This window comes from Bradyrhizobium semiaridum, from assembly GCF_020329505.1.
In the GTDB taxonomy this organism is placed as follows: domain Bacteria; phylum Pseudomonadota; class Alphaproteobacteria; order Rhizobiales; family Xanthobacteraceae; genus Bradyrhizobium; species Bradyrhizobium semiaridum.
Window position 1 is genome coordinate 444,695 of sequence record NZ_JAGKJJ010000002.1, and the last position, 14,943, is coordinate 459,637.

Here is a 14,943-nt window from a genome sequence, read left to right on the forward strand (position 1 = left end):
AGCCCTCACGACGCGCGGCCGACGGTCGAGCGCAGGCGCGGATCGACCACGGTGTAGAGGATGTCGACCACCAGGTTGATGGTGACGAAGATCAGCGAGACCATCAACAGGTAGGCGGCCATAATCGGGATATCGACGTTTTGCACGGCCTGCACGAACAGAAGCCCCATGCCCGGCCATTGGAACACGGTTTCGGTGATGATCGAGAAAGCAATAACCGAGCCAAACTGCAGGCCGGCCACGGTGATCACGGGAACCAGTGTGTTCTTCAGCGCATGGCCGAAATGGATCGCGCGCGTGGTCAGGCCGCGGGCGCGGGCGAAGCGGATGTAGTCGGTGCGCAGCACCTCGAGCATTTCGGCGCGCACCAGCCGCATGATCAGGGTCATCTGGAACAGCCCGAGCGTGATCGCCGGCATGATCAGCGCCTTCAACCCTGAGACGGTCAGGAGCCCGGTGGTCCACCAGCCGAGCTTCACCACCTCGCCGCGGCCGAAGGAGGGCAGCCAGCCCAGCGTTACCGCGAACAGATAGATTAGCAGGATGCCGATCAGGAAGGTCGGCAGCGAGATGCCGATCAGCGATACCGCCTGGAATAATTTGGCCAGCACGGTGTCGCGGCGCAGCGCCGAATAGACCCCCATCAGGATGCCGGCCACCATCGCGAACAGCGTCGCGCAGATCGCAAGCTCCAGCGTCGCCGGCAGGCGCTCCATCAGCAGCGAGGAGACCGGCAGGCGGAACTGGTAGGAGACGCCGAACTTGAACTGGACGGCATCGATGAAGTAGCGGGCGAACTGCACCAGCACGGGATCGTCGAGGCCGAGCGACTGCCGGATCGAGGCGCGTTCCGCTGCCGAGGTGTCGATCGAGACGATCTGGTTCACCGGATCGCCGGCAAAGCGGAACATCGAGAACGCGATGACGCCGACAGCGAGCATCACGCCGATCGCCTGTAACATGCGACGAAGAGTGAAAGCGAGCATCTCTACCTTTCACTGCTTTTCAGACTTGGACCGGCGCCGGCGCGGCATTGCGCGGCCGGAAAACGAGAGGTCCCGGAAGCAGCCGCTTCCGGGACCGAATTCGCTGGGGTCACTCATTCACCCTGTTTGGTGGCCCAGTAGAGCAGAACCTGGTTGTCCGCGCGCTGGACCAGCTTGACCTTGTTCGATACGCCCCATGCCAGCGACTGCTGGTGCAGCGGCACGTATCCGAAGTCCTTGATGACGATCTCGTAGGCCTGCTTGATCAGCTGGTCGCGCTTGGCCGTGTCGCTTTCCACCAGCACCTTGTCGGTGAGCGCGTCGACCTCCTTGTTGCAATAGCCGCCGAGATTGGCCTCGCCTCGGGTCGCATCCTTCGGATCGTCGCGGCAGCCGAGGATGTCGTGCAGCACGTTGTGCGAGTCCGAGGTCGCCGGGGTCCAGCCCAGCATGAACATCGAGGTCTGATAGCCGCCGGGCTTCAGCACCTTGGCGAAGAACTGCGCCTTCGGCTGCGCCAGCAGGTTCACCTTGATGCCGATGCGGGCGAGCATGCCGACCACCGCCTGGCAGATCGCCGCGTCGTTGACGTAGCGGTCGTTCGGGCAATCCATCGTGACTTCGAAGCCGTTCGGATAGCCGGCGTCGGTGAGCAGCTTCTTGGCGCCGTCGGGATCGAGCTTCGGCCGGGTGAACTCCTTCGACAGCGGATAGAGCTGCGGCGCGATCATCAAGGTCGAGGGCGTCGACATGCCGCGCATGACGCGGCTCTTGATCAGCTCGACGTCGATCGATTTGTAGATCGCCTCGCGGACGCGGATGTCCTTGAACGGGTTCTTGCCCTTGACGTTGGAGAACAGGAGCTCGTCGCGCGACTCGTCCATGCCGACGAAGATGGTGCGGATCTCGGGCCCGGTCAGCACGGTGGCGTTGCCGCTGGAATTGACGCGCTGGATGTCCTGGATCGGAACCGGCTCGATCACGTCGACCTCGCCCGAGAGCAGCGCGGCGACGCGGGTCGCGTCGGAGCCGATCGGGGTGAAGATGATCTCCTTGAGATTGTGCTCCGGCTTCTTCCAATAGCCCGGAAACGCCTTGAACACGGTCTTCACACCGGGCTGGTGGCTCTCGATTGTGAACGGACCGGTGCCGTTCTCGTGCAGCGCCGCGAAGCTCGGCGTGGTCGCGGAGGCCGGCGTCGGTGCGACGGAGTTGTTTTCCTCGCACCACTTCTTGTCCATGATGTACCAGCTATCCCACTGCGAGATCAGTATGGGATTGGGCGAGTCCAGCGTCACGTCGACGGTGTAGTCGTCGACCTTGGTGAACTTGGCGTCACCAGGCACGTTGCTGAGGAAGTTGGAGCCCTTGGCGCGGACGCGCTCGGCGGAGAACAGCACGTCGTCGGCGGTGAAGGGATCGCCGTTATGGAATTTCACGCCCTTGCGCAGATGGAAGCGCCATTTGGTCGGGCTCACGGTTTCCCAGCTTTCGGCCAGCGCCGGGATGATCTTGAGGTCCTTGTCGCGCGCGATCAGGCCTTCATAGACATGGCCGTGATGGGCGATCGTGGTGGATTCCTTCAGCGTATAGGGATCCAGCGATTTGAGTTCGCCCTGGTTGGCATAGCGCAAGGTCTGGGCGGATGCCGGCAGCGTCCAGGCAAGAAGGGCGACCGCTGTCGCAGCAAATAGATTCCGACGTCCCGACATGTGATCTTCGTCCCCCGTTTTTGTTGGCCGGGCGCGCGTTCCGGCAGATTTTACCGGCCATGTTGCCAGAGTTTGCTCGCCGCGCAAGCGCGATTTCCCAAGGGTCAATCGGCGGCGTGGTTGCGGTTTCTCCGACCGGGGGGGCAGGATAGGCGGGCGGCCCCAGCAGGCGACATTCAACTTTCGAGGGTTTCCGCCGTGATGAGGGAGTTGGCGGCGGCAGCGCCTCGTTTGCCATTCCGGGCGATTTGCCGCGGCAGGGTTTGGCTGACATAACGGATGATTGAGGCCGGCCCGGCGATGGGGCAGGTTGGATCGCTTGCATGATTCACCCTGTCGTGGCGATACTGACGCGAGCCAGGCGCGTTTGAGGAGGCGGTTATGAAGGTCAATGTCGAAATAGATTGCACGCCCCTCGAAGCGCGGCAGTTCTTCGGACTGCCGGACGTGGCGCCGATGCAGGCCGCCGTGATGGACAAGCTGCAGCAGCAGATGACCTCGAACATCGAGAAGATCTCGCCGGAATCGCTGATGCAGAGCTGGTTCACCTTCGATCCCAAGATCGCCGAGCGCTTCCAGGACATGTTCGTGACGATGGCCGGCCTCGGCGGCATGGGCAAGAAGGACAAGAGGTAGCGAAATCATGGACAGGAGCGCCGAGGTGACCGAACGCCGGTTGCGCCCGCCAAGCCTGTTCCTGATGCTGGCCGAGGCGCGCGGCGTGCTCGAGCTCAATTCGAGCCTGCTGCTGTCGCCGCTCCTGATGCAGGCGCCGAAGGGGGACGGCCATCCGGTGCTGACGCTGCCCGGCTTCCTTGCCAGCGATCTCTCGATGGCGCCGATGCGGCGCTATCTGAAGGAGCTCGGCTACGACGCCTATGCCTGGAACATGGGCCGCAATTTCGGCGGCATCGGCTCCAGGCGCGGCGCGCTGCGCGACCTGCTGAAGCGAATTCACGAGGCGACCGGGCGCAAGGTCTCGATCATCGGCTGGAGCCTCGGCGGCGTCTATGCGCGCGATCTCGCCTTGCAGATGCCGGAGCTGGTGCGCCAGATCATCACGCTGGGCAGCCCGTTCGCCGACGACATCCGCGCCACCAATGCGACGCGGCTGTACGAGATCCTGTCCGGCGAAGGCGTGGACGACATCCCGGAGGTGCGCGCGGCGATCGCCGGCGACATGCCGGTGCCGACCACCTCGATCTATTCCCGCACCGACGGCATCGTGAACTGGCGTACCTCGCGCCTGCGGCCCTCGGCGACCGCGGAGAACATCGAGGTGCATCTCGCCAGCCATATCGGCCTCGGCGTCAATCCGGCGGCGCTGTGGGCGATCGCCGACCGGCTGGCGCAGCCGGAGGGCCAATTCCGGCATTTTGCTCGTTCGGGGCCGTTTGCCATTGCCTATGGGCCTGCGGAACAGGCACTATCCTGATCGAATGACGAGAAGCGCCGTCAAGGCGCCCGTTTGAGTTTGCTCTCGGGAGGGAATCATGAGCGACGCCAAGAAGCTGTCCTCGCTGGACGCATCGTTCCTCTATCTGGAAACGCCTGAGATGCCGATGCATGTCGGCAGCATGGCGATCTTCCGCCTGCCCGAAGGCTACAAGGGCGACTTCTTCGAGGAGTTCAAGGCGATGATCGCCTCGCGGCTGCACATCGCGCCGATCCTCAAGGCGCGCCTGCAGAAGGCGCCGCTCGACATCGACCATCCGTCCTGGGTCGAGGACGACCAGTTCGACATCGACCGCCACATTTTCCGCGCCAGCCTGCCGGCGCCGCGCGACCGCGCGACGCTGGAGCGCATCGTCGGCTGGATGCACGCCAAGCTGCTCAACCGCGCCCGCCCGCTGTGGGAGTTCTACGTCTTCGAAAGCATGAAGGACAACGAGATCGGGCTGTATTCCAAGATGCACCACGCCTGCATCGACGGCGGCGCCGGCGCGGCGCTGACCAGCATGATCTACGACCTGACGCCGGTGCCGCGCGTGGTCGAGCCGCCGAGTGCGAAGAAGGTCGCGCAGGAGCCGCGCGACATCGCGGCCAACCTGATCGATGCCTATCAGCAGCTCTGGACCCAGCCGTTCGAGGCGGCAGCCGCCGCGCAGAAGAGCCTGGAGCTGCCGCGCTCGGGCAAGAGCGATCTCGGCTCGATCCTGTTCGACAACGCCATGTTCCAGATCGAGAACGCGGTGAAGTTCGCCGGCAGCATGCCGACCGTGATGAAAAGCCTGTCCGACGTCGTCGCCAAGGTCGCCGATCCGCGCTCGCGCGAGAGCCTGCAGGCGATGTCCTCGCCGCCGACCATCCTCAACAAGGCGATCTCCTCGGAGCGCAGCTTTGCCGGTACCTCGATCTCGCTGTCGCGCGCCAAGGCGCTGGCGAAGGCCTCCGGCGGCAAGCTCAACGACGTCGTGCTGGCGCTCGCCTCCGGTGTGGTGCGGCGCTATCTGCTCAGCCAGGGTGCGCTGCCGAACAAGTCGCTGACCGCGGGCGTGCCGATCTCGCTGCGCGAGGAGGGCAATGCCGACGCGAACAACCAGGTGTTCGGCATGATCTGCTCGATCGCGACCGACGTCGAAGATCCCAAGAAGCGGCTCGAGACCATTATCGCGCAGTCGACCAAATCCAAGGAGATGTCGCATCCGCTGCGCGCTTTGGTGCCGCAGGTCTCCAACATCTCGCTGCTCGGCGCGCCGATCCTGGTGCAGATCCTGGCGCTGCTGTACAGCCGCTCCGACCTCTCCAACGTGCTGCCGCCGGCCACCAACATCACGGTGTCGAATGTGCCCGGGCCGCGGCAGACGCTTTATGCGGCGGGCGCCGAGCTGCTGCACATCTTCCCGGTCTCGATCTCGACCCACGGCGTTGCGCTGAACATCACCGTGCAGAGCTACCGCGACCAGCTCGATTTCGGCTTCATCGTCGGCGCCAACATCATCCCGCATGTGCAGGTGATGTGCGACATGCTGCCGCTCGAGTTCGATGCGCTGGAGGCGGCGTTCGCGCCTCCGCCGGCCGAAGTCAAGGGCGCGGCCGAATAGGATCCATGTCATGATTGAAATGCCGCCGCTGCAATTCGCCGAGACCAACGGCATCCGCATGGGCTTCTACGAAGCCGGGCCCAAGACCGACACGCCGCCCGTGGTGCTGTGCCACGGCTGGCCGGAGCTGGCGTTTTCCTGGCGCCACCAGATCAAGGCGCTGGGTGATGCCGGCATCCGCGTCATCGCGCCGGATCAGCGCGGCTATGGCGCGACCGACCGGCCGGAGCCGGTCGAGGCCTACGACATGGAGCATCTGACCGCCGATCTCGTCGGGCTGCTCGATCATCTCAAGGTCGAGAAGGCGATCTTCGTCGGCCACGACTGGGGCGGCTTCGTGGTCTGGCAGATGCCGCTGCGGCATCCTCAGCGGGTCGCCGGCGTCGTCGGCGTCAACACGCCGCATTGGGACCGGTCGCCGATGGACCCGATCGCGCTGTTCCGCCAGCGCTTCGGCGAGCACATGTACATCGTCCAGTTCCAGGACCCGGCGCGCGAGCCGGACCGCATCTTCGGTAGCCGGGTCGAGCAGACCTTCGATGCCTTCATGCGCAAGCCAGTGGCGCGGCCGCCCGGCACGCCAGAGGAGCAGCCGATCGCCGGCGTCGGCGCCTCGGCCCGCCTCAACCTGGCATTTCCGCAGATGATCGCGAATTACGACGCCAAACACGATCCGCGTAAACCGATCCTGTCTGCCGACGAGAAGAAGGTGTTTGTCGACACTTTTACGAAGACCGGCTTCACCGGCGGCATCAACTGGTATCGCAATTTCACCCGCAACTGGGAGCGCTCGTCTGGCCTCGACCATCATGTGAAGGTGCCGTCGCTGATGATCATGGCCGAGAACGACGCGGTGCTGCCGCCCTCGGCCGCCGACGGCATGGAGAAGCTGGTGCCTGACCTCGAGAAGTATCTGGTCAAGGACAGCGGCCATTGGACGCAGCAGGAAAAGCCCGACGAGGTCAGCGCCAAACTGATCGAGTGGCGTAAAAAGCGGTTTGGGTGACGATAATGGTTCGTCATTCCGGGGCGCGCGAGCCCGGAATCCGTAGCCACGATCGCGAGTATGGATTCCGGGCCTGCGCCTGCCGGCGCATCCCGGAATGACGGGTGAGTTTGAGGTGACACAGGGGGCAATCTCGACATGGCGTCCGGCAACCGACTGAGTCCGATCCCGCAGCCGCCGACGAAGCCGGTGGTCGGCAACATGCTGTCGCTGGATTCGACGGCGCCGGTGCAGGATCTGGTGCGGCTCTCCAAGGAGCTCGGGCCGATCTTCTGGCTCGACATGATGGGCGCGCCGCTTGTCATCGTGTCCGGCCACGACCTGGTCGACGAGCTCTCCGACGAGAAGCGGTTCGACAAGGCGGTGCGCGGCTCGCTGCGCCGGGTCCGCGCGGTCGGCGGCGACGGCCTGTTCACCGCCGACACCAAGGAGCCGAACTGGAGCAAGGCGCACAACATCCTGATGCAGCCGTTCGGCAACCGCGCCATGCAGTCCTACCACCCGAGCATGGTCGATATCGCCGAGCAGCTGGTCAAAAAATGGGAGCGGCTTAACGCCGACGAGGAAATCGACGTCGTCCACGACATGACGGCGCTGACGCTGGACACCATCGGCCTGTGCGGCTTCGACTACCGCTTCAACTCGTTCTATCGCCGCGACTACCATCCCTTCGTGGAATCGCTGGTGCGCTCGCTCGAAACCATCATGATGACCCGCGGCCTGCCGCTCGAACGGCTGTGGATGCAGAAGCGGCGCAAGACGCTGGCCGAAGACGTCGCCTTCATGAACAAGATGGTCGACGAGATCATCGCCGAGCGCCGCGGCAGCACCGATGCCACCTCCGACAAGAAGGACATGCTGGCCGCGATGATGACCGGCGTCGACCGCGCCACCGGCGAGCAGCTCGACGACGTCAACATCCGCTACCAGATCAACACCTTTTTGATTGCCGGCCATGAGACCACCTCAGGCCTGTTGTCGTGCACGATCTACGCGCTGCTGAAGCATCCCGAGATCCTGAAGAAGTGCTACGAGGAGGTCGATCGCGTCCTCGGCCCCGACGTCGATGCGAAGCCGACCTATCAGCAGGTCACGCAGCTCACCTACATCACGCAATGTCTGAAGGAGGCGCTGCGGCTGTGGCCGCCGGCGCCGGCCTACGGCATCGCGCCGCTGGCCGACGAGACCATCGGCGGCGGCAAATACAAGCTGAAGAAGAACACCTTCGTCACCATCCTGGTGATGGCGCTGCACCGTGATCCCAGCGTCTGGGGTCCGAACCCCGACGTGTTCGATCCGGAGAATTTCAGCCGCGAGGCCGAGGCGAAGCGCCCGATCAACGCCTGGAAGCCGTTCGGCAACGGCCAGCGCGCCTGCATCGGCCGCGGCTTTGCGATGCATGAGGCGGCGCTGGCGATCGGCATGATCCTGCAGCGCTTCAAGCTGATCGATGTGCATCGCTACCAGATGCATCTGAAGGAGACGCTGACGATCAAGCCCGACGGCTTCAAGATCAAGGTGCGGCCGCGCGAAGACCGCGACCGCGGCGCGTTCGCCGGCACGGCAGGCGCGGCTGCGGCCGCGCCGAAGGCGCCGCGTGCGCCGACCACGCGCCCCGGCCACAACACGCCGATGTTGGTGCTGTACGGCTCCAACCTCGGCTCCGCCGAGGAGCTCGCCACCCGCATGGCCGATCTCTCCGAGATCAACGGTTTTGCCACCCGCCTCGGCCCGCTCGATGACTATGTCGGCAAGCTGCCGGAGGAGGGCGGCGTCCTCATTATCTGCGCCTCCTACAATGGCGCGGCGCCCGATAACGCCACGCAATTCGTCAAATGGCTCGGCAGCGATCTGCCGAAGGATGCGTTTTCCAAGGTGCGCTACGCGGTGTTCGGCTGCGGCAACAGCGATTGGGCGGCGACCTATCAATCGGTGCCGCGCTTCATCGACGAGCAACTGACGAAGCACGGCGCCCGCGCGGTGTATCCGCGCGGCGAAGGCGATGCGCGCAGCGACCTCGACGGCCAGTTCCAGAAATGGTTTCCGGAGGCCGCCAAGGTCGCGACCAAGGAATTCGGCATCGACTGGAATTTCACCCGCACCGCCGAGGACGAGCCGCTCTATGCGATCGAGCCGGTGGCGCAGGGCGCGGTCAACACCATCGTCACGCAGGGCGGCGCGGTGCCGATGAAGGTGCTGGTCAACAGCGAGCTGCAGACCAGGGACGGCGCCCATCCGTCGGATCGCTCGACCCGGCACATCGTGGTCGAGCTGCCGGCCAGCCTGACATACCGCGTCGGCGACCATCTCAGCGTGGTGCCGCGCAACGACCCGACATTGGTCGATTCGGTCGCGCGCCGCTTCGGCTTCCTGCCGGCGGATCAAATCCGCCTGCAAGTCTCGGAAGGCCGCCGCGCACAATTGCCGGTCGGCAATGCGGTGTCGGTCGGCCGGCTGCTCACCGAATTCGTCGAACTGCAGCAGATCGCGACCCGCAAGCAGATCCAGATCATGGCCGAGCACACCCGCTGCCCGGTGACCAAGCCGAAGCTGATGGCCTATGTCGGCGAGGACGACGCATCGGCCGAGCGCTACCGCGCCGAGGTGCTGGCCAAGCGCAAATCGGTGTTCGATCTGCTCGAGGAGTACCCGGCCTGCGAGCTACCGTTCCACATCTACCTCGAAATGCTGTCGCTGCTGGCGCCGCGCTACTACTCGATCTCGTCCTCGCCCGCGGGCGAGGCGCAGCGCTGCAGCATCACCGTCGGCGTGGTGGAGGCGCCGGCAAGTTCTGGCCGCGGCATCTACAAGGGGGTCTGCTCGAACTACCTGGCGCGCCGCCGCGCCAGCGACACCATCCATGCCACGGTGAAGGAGACCAAGGCGGGCTTTCGCCTGCCCGATGACAACGCCGTGCCTGTCATCATGATCGGGCCGGGCACCGGCCTCGCGCCGTTCCGCGGCTTCCTGCAGGAACGCGCCGCCCGCAAGGCAAAGGGCGCAACGCTCGGGCCCGCGATGCTGTTCTTCGGCTGCCGCCACCCGGAGCAGGATTTCATCTACGCCGACGAGCTGAAGGCGTTCGCGGCCGACGGCATCTGCGAGCTCTACACCGCCTTCTCGCGCGCCGACGGGCCGAAGACCTATGTGCAGCACCTCGTCGCCGCGCAGAAGGACCGGGTGTGGGACCTGATCCAGCGCGGCGCGATCATCTATGTCTGCGGCGACGGCAGCAGGATGGAGCCCGACGTCAAGGCGACGCTGGTCTCGCTCTATCGCGAGCGCACCGGCACGGATGCCGGCGCCGCATCGCGCTGGATCGATGAGATGGGCGCGACGAACCGCTACGTGCTCGACGTCTGGGCCGGTGGTTAAGCGGACCTCGTAGCCCGGATTGCGCTGCGCTCCATCCGGGCTACGGGATCGATCTTGTGCGGCCGATCTCTCTCCACGCGTCGTCCCGGCCTTCGCCGGGACGACCGGGGGGCCACCCGCCTCAGAACATCGCGGCTTGCCTCGAACCACCGTGCTACAAGCCAAAGCATGATTCCCTGGGAAAAAATCGACACCGCACGCATCCCCGGCAGCGCGGACGAGCTGCGCCTGATGCGGCGCGGCCACGAATTCTCCATCAAGCTCGGGACCAACGAGCTGATGAACAGCCGCCTCTCCGGATCGGAGGCCGCGCTGGCGACGCTCGCCGCCAAGCGGATCGAGAAGGTCGCGAGGCCCCATGTGCTGATCGGCGGCCTCGGCATGGGCTTCACCTTGCGTGCCGCGCTCGCGGTGCTCGGCCGCAAGGCAACCATCGTGGTGGCCGAACTGGTGCCGCAGGTGATCGCCTGGGCGCGCGGCCCGATGGCGGAGATCTTCGGTGACAGCCTCGACGATCCGCGCGTCGAGATCCGCGAGGTCGACGTGGCGCGGCTGATCGAGCGGCACAAGCTCGGCTTCGATGCGATCCTGCTCGATGTCGACAACGGGCCGGAAGGTCTGACCCGTAAAGCCAACGACGCCCTCTACGACGTCTCCGGGCTGCGGACGGCGCAAGCCGCGCTGCGACCCGGCGGCGTGCTTGCGGTGTGGTCGTCGGGACCGAATCCGAAGTTCACGAAATCGCTGCGTCAGGCCGGCTTTGCCGTCAACGAGGTCGCCGTCCGCGCCACGGGGCGCGGCGGCGGCGCACGCCACGTGATCTGGATCGCGACCAACGAGCCTATGCCGCCTTCGCCGCCGCCTGATGCGCGTGCGCGTCGATCGCGTCGATGATCTGCGGCCACATCGGGATCGGCAGCGCGTGGCCCATCCGTTCGATCATCATGAGCCTGGCGCCCGGGATCGAGGCCGCGGTGTCGCGGCCGCCTTCGGGATGCACCAGCGGATCGACGGTGCCGTGAATCACCAGGGTCGGCGCCTTGACGCTGCGCAGCCGCTCCTTGCGGCTGCCGGAGGCGAGGATGGCGCGCATCTGGCGGCCGACGCCGGCTGGATTGAGCCCGCGCTCGAAGGTGCGCACCGCGAGCGCGCGGTCGCGGGCCTCGTCCTCGGGGAATGAGCCGGCGCGCAGGAATTTCCAGGTCTGCGCGAAGCGCTGGATGTATTCTTCCTTGCTCTTCGGCGGCGGCGCCATCAATAGCGCCATGGCGGCGCGGGATGGCCCCGGCAGTTTGGGATTGCCGGTGGTCGACATGATCGAGGTCAGCGAGCGCACCGCCTGCGGATACGAGATCGCGATCTCCTGCGCGATCATGCCGCCCATGGAGGCGCCGACCACGTGCGCCGACTGGATGCCGAGCGCCTTCATCAGGCCGATCGTGTCCTGCGCCATGTCCGACAGCTTGTAGGGCGCGGCGAGCGGAATCCTGAGGAAGCGCAGCTTGAGCAGTTCGAGCGGCCGCAGCGGGCCGCCGCCGCTCAGCCGGCCCGACTTGCCGATGTCGCGGTTGTCGAACCGGATCACGCGAAAGCCGCGCGCGGCGAGCTGCTCGCAGAACTCGTCGTCCCACAGCACCATCTGCGCGCCGAGGCCCATGATCAGCAGCAGCGGCTCGGCATTCGCATCGCCGAAGATCTCGTAGCAGATGTCGATGCCGTTGGCCTTGACGATCTGCGGCGGCTGATGGGCGAGCGTGGTCACGGGCATCCCCTGTCGGTGGCGCGGTCAGCAACCTCTATGCCACGGTTTGACGCAGCGCAGAAGGGCTTCCGCCGCCGTCGTTCGTGCCGCAGTTGACCGATCCGCGGCAACGGTGTCGTATGGTGCAACAAGCGAAAGCGCGGCAAGCGCTCGAAATTGGTGTGGAGGAGCGCCGCATGGCCGACAAGGGCAACGACCCTGCCGTGATCTGGCAGACGATGATTGGCGAGATGGAGAAGGGGTTCAACTCCTTCGGCAACCAGTTGATGAGCTCGCCGGAATTTTCCAAGGTGATGAACCAGGCTGGCGGCGTCGCGGCCGGCGCGCAGAAGCAGCTCGGCGAGCTGATGGAGAAGTATCTGCTTGCCATGAACCTGCCGAGCCGCGCCCAGCTGGTCGGCATGGCCGAGCGCCTGCAGTCGATGGAGAATCAGCTCAACGAGATCAAGACGCTGCTGCAGCAGGTGCACCATAACTCGCTGGCGCCCTCGGACGGCTACGGCGCGACGCCGCGGCCGCCGCGCACCAGGCAGCCGCCGCCCGAGGGAGAGCGCAAATGAACGCTTCCACCGGATTTGACCTCGCCTCGATCTCCGAACGGGTGCAGTCCGAGGTGCAGCGCGCGATCCAGCGCAGCATCAAGGGCGTCGAGTATTTCTCGACCTCGGGTCCCTCGCTCGGCTCGACGCCGAAGGACGTGCTGCATTCGCGCGGCACCATGAACCTCTATCACTACCGGGCGCAGGCCAGCGAGGTCTATCGCGTGCCGGTGCTGATCGTGATGGCGACCACCAACCGCGGCTACATCCTCGACCTGGTGCCGGGGCAGAGCTTCGTCGAATTCCTGCTCAAGCGCGGCTACGACGTCTATATGCTGGACTGGACCGCGCCGAAGCCGGAGGAGAAGTCGCTGCGCATGGAGGACTACGTCCTCGACTTCATCCCCGACGCGGTCCGCCGTGTGCAGCAGGATTCCGGCGAGACGGACGTCTCGGTGATCGGCTACTGCTTCGGCGGCGTGCTGTCGCTGCTGTACGGCTCGATCCACAGCGACGGACCGATGAAGAATTTGATCTGCTTCACCACGCCGATCGACTTTCGCGAGATGAAGCTGTTCTCGAATTTCGCGGACCGCCGCTATTTCGATGTCGACCGCCTGATCGACAGCACCGGCAACATGCCGCCCGAACTGATCCTGCAATCGTTCGACATGCTGCGGCCGGCCTCGCGCATCACCGGCCAGATCCAGCTCTGGGAGAACATCTGGAACGACGAGTTCGTGAAATCCTACCGGATGTTCGACCGTTGGGCGACCGACACGCTGCCGCTGACCGGCGAGTATTTCCGCGCCATCACCAAGGATCTGATGTGGGACAACAAGCTCTACAACGACACCATGACGGTCGGCGGCCGCGCGGCCAAGCTTGCCGACATCAAGGTGCCGCTGCTGCACGCCGTCGCCGAGCACGATCACATCGTGCCCTATGACGCGGCAAAGCACCTGGTCACCAAGATCGGCTCCACCGACAAGGAGGAGGTGATGCTGAAAGGCGGTCACGTCTCGCTGGTCGCCGGCGCCAACGCAATCAAGCGGCTATGGCCGAAACTGGACTCCTGGCTGGGCAAAAGATCGACCTGAGAGAGATCGACATGACCGAACAACGTTCCTATCCGCGCCGCGTCAAGACCGAGGCGGGCGACATCGAGTTTCGCCTGATGACGCGGGCCGACGAGGCCGCCGTGCTGGCCTTCGCGCAGCACCTGCCGACGCATGATTTGCTGTTCCTGCCGCGCAACATCAGCCAGCCAAAGGTGCTGTCGGCCTGGGTCAACGAGATCGAGCGCGGTGACATCACGAGCCTGCTCGCGGTCAAGGACGGCAAGGTGGTCGGCTGCGGCACCTTGGTACGCGACCCGCATTCGTGGTCGCCGCATGTCGGCGAAATCCGGATGGTGGTGTCGCTCGACATGCGCGGGCAGGGCGTCGGCCGGGCGCTGTCGCAGGAGACCTTTGCGATCGCGCTCGCGGCCGGACTGGAGAAGTTCTCGGTGCAGATGACCGTCGACCAGCGTGCGGCGATCGCGCTGTTCGAAAGCCTCGGCTTCAAGGCCGAGGCCCTGCTGCGCGATCACGTCCGCGACGTCGAGGGCAAGACCCATGACATCGTCGTGCTCGGGCATAATGTGGCGCAGGTCCGGTCCCAGATGGAGGCCTACGGGGTGCCGGGAGCCGTACAGAAGTAAAATAATACCGTATATTGCTGAAGTCGCGGGCAGATTGCGATGCAACATATATGTTGCAATGCACCATGAATTGTGACACAACACTCCTGCCCCGGGCCAATCCGGACGGGGTGAGCCATAGCTCAAACCTGAGGATGGAGAGACCCGCAATGACCATCGAAACCAACTCCGTGCTGAACAGCGTCAAGGAAGCCTTCGCGCCCGTCACCGAGGCGTTCACCAAGCTCCAGAACCTGGAAGTTCCGGAAGCCGCCCGCGAGTTCGTGAAGAAGCAGGCCGAGGTCGCCAAGACCCGCGCTGCCGATGCCTATGCCGGCTCCGAGAAGGTGACCAACGTGATCGAGTCCGCCGTTGCCGGTTCGGTGACCGAGGCCGCCAAGATCAGCCGCAATATCCAGCAGGCGATGTACCAGGACGCCGAGGCGTTCTTTGCCGGCATCGACAAGCTCGCATCGGCAAAGTCGCTGAGCGAAGCCGCCCAGATCCAGTCGGACCTGGTCCGTGCGCGTGGCGAACTGTTCGTCTCGCGGGCGAAGGCCACGACCGAGTATCTCGGCAAGCTCGTCACCGACGGCGCCAAGACCGCGCAGGACAACTTTGCCAAGGTCTACGGCAAGACCGCCTGATCGAGCTGCACCACTGCCCCTTTTGAAGGCCCGCTTAGGCGGGCCTTCTTTTTGTCCGGTGCTCCTTATACATCGCTCATGCCTGCCTCGCGTCATTGCGAGGAGCGAAACGACGAAGCAATCCATGTCTCCGCAAGCGGTGAAATGGATTGCTTCGTTTCGCTCGCAATGACGGCTAGCATTGGGCC

At 65.0% G+C, this 14,943-nt stretch carries 13 protein-coding genes; 10 read left to right on the plus strand and 3 right to left on the minus strand.

What is annotated here, in order from left to right; genetic code table 11:
• Window positions 1-5: 5 nt before the first annotated feature.
• The gene (locus J6500_RS04395; RefSeq protein WP_225711440.1) at window positions 6-986 is read right to left on the minus strand and encodes an ABC transporter permease; all 981 of its coding nucleotides are present in this window, start codon (window positions 984-986) and stop codon (window positions 6-8) included.
• A 113-nt stretch (window positions 987-1,099) separates the two neighbouring features.
• Window positions 1,100-2,698 (minus strand): ABC transporter substrate-binding protein, encoded by a 1,599-nt coding sequence (locus J6500_RS04400; protein ID WP_225711441.1) that lies wholly within the window; start codon window positions 2,696-2,698, stop codon window positions 1,100-1,102.
• 381 nt (window positions 2,699-3,079) lie between these two features.
• Here J6500_RS04400 and J6500_RS04405 point away from each other — a divergent pair, with 381 nt between their 5' ends.
• From J6500_RS04405 to J6500_RS04430, 6 genes are all read left to right on the plus strand, one after another.
• Entirely contained in the window at window positions 3,080-3,334 is a 255-nt protein-coding gene (locus J6500_RS04405; RefSeq protein WP_225711442.1) for a DUF6489 family protein, read from the plus strand.
• A gap of 7 nt (window positions 3,335-3,341) precedes the next feature.
• Window positions 3,342-4,133 carry an esterase/lipase family protein gene (locus J6500_RS04410; protein ID WP_225711443.1) on the plus strand — a complete coding sequence of 264 codons (792 nt, stop codon included), beginning with the start codon at window positions 3,342-3,344 and terminating at the stop codon, window positions 4,131-4,133.
• Window positions 4,134-4,191: 58 nt separating this feature from the next.
• Window positions 4,192-5,742: a WS/DGAT/MGAT family O-acyltransferase gene (locus J6500_RS04415; protein ID WP_225711444.1), complete on the plus strand. Its 1,551-nt coding sequence runs from the start codon at window positions 4,192-4,194 to the stop codon at window positions 5,740-5,742.
• Between the two features lie 10 nt (window positions 5,743-5,752).
• Window positions 5,753-6,748 (plus strand): alpha/beta fold hydrolase, encoded by a 996-nt coding sequence (locus tag J6500_RS04420; protein ID WP_225711445.1) that lies wholly within the window; start codon window positions 5,753-5,755, stop codon window positions 6,746-6,748.
• Window positions 6,749-6,886: 138 nt separating this feature from the next.
• Complete coding sequence (locus tag J6500_RS04425) at window positions 6,887-10,123, plus strand: bifunctional cytochrome P450/NADPH--P450 reductase (protein ID WP_225711446.1); 3,237 nt, start codon at window positions 6,887-6,889, stop codon at window positions 10,121-10,123.
• Between the two features lie 168 nt (window positions 10,124-10,291).
• Entirely contained in the window at window positions 10,292-11,017 is a 726-nt protein-coding gene (locus tag J6500_RS04430; RefSeq protein ID WP_225711447.1) for a spermidine synthase, read from the plus strand.
• Here J6500_RS04430 and J6500_RS04435 read toward each other — a convergent pair.
• Window positions 10,965-11,891, minus strand: coding sequence for an alpha/beta fold hydrolase (locus J6500_RS04435; RefSeq protein ID WP_225711448.1), 927 nt, complete (start codon window positions 11,889-11,891; stop codon window positions 10,965-10,967). The genes J6500_RS04430 and J6500_RS04435 overlap by 53 nt on opposite strands.
• 170 nt (window positions 11,892-12,061) lie before the next feature.
• Here J6500_RS04435 and J6500_RS04440 point away from each other — a divergent pair, with 170 nt between their 5' ends.
• From J6500_RS04440 to J6500_RS04455, 4 genes are all read left to right on the plus strand, one after another.
• Window positions 12,062-12,445 carry a hypothetical protein gene (locus J6500_RS04440; RefSeq protein ID WP_225711449.1) on the plus strand — a complete coding sequence of 128 codons (384 nt, stop codon included), beginning with the start codon at window positions 12,062-12,064 and terminating at the stop codon, window positions 12,443-12,445.
• Window positions 12,442-13,524 (plus strand): PHA/PHB synthase family protein, encoded by a 1,083-nt coding sequence (locus J6500_RS04445; protein ID WP_225711450.1) that lies wholly within the window; start codon window positions 12,442-12,444, stop codon window positions 13,522-13,524. The genes J6500_RS04440 and J6500_RS04445 overlap by 4 nt, the downstream gene beginning before the upstream one ends.
• A gap of 11 nt (window positions 13,525-13,535) precedes the next feature.
• A complete protein-coding gene (locus tag J6500_RS04450; protein WP_225711451.1) occupies window positions 13,536-14,129 on the plus strand; it encodes a GNAT family N-acetyltransferase in 594 nt (197 codons plus the stop codon).
• A gap of 149 nt (window positions 14,130-14,278) precedes the next feature.
• Window positions 14,279-14,755, plus strand: coding sequence for a phasin (locus J6500_RS04455; protein ID WP_225711452.1), 477 nt, complete (start codon window positions 14,279-14,281; stop codon window positions 14,753-14,755).
• Window positions 14,756-14,943 lie beyond the last annotated feature (188 nt).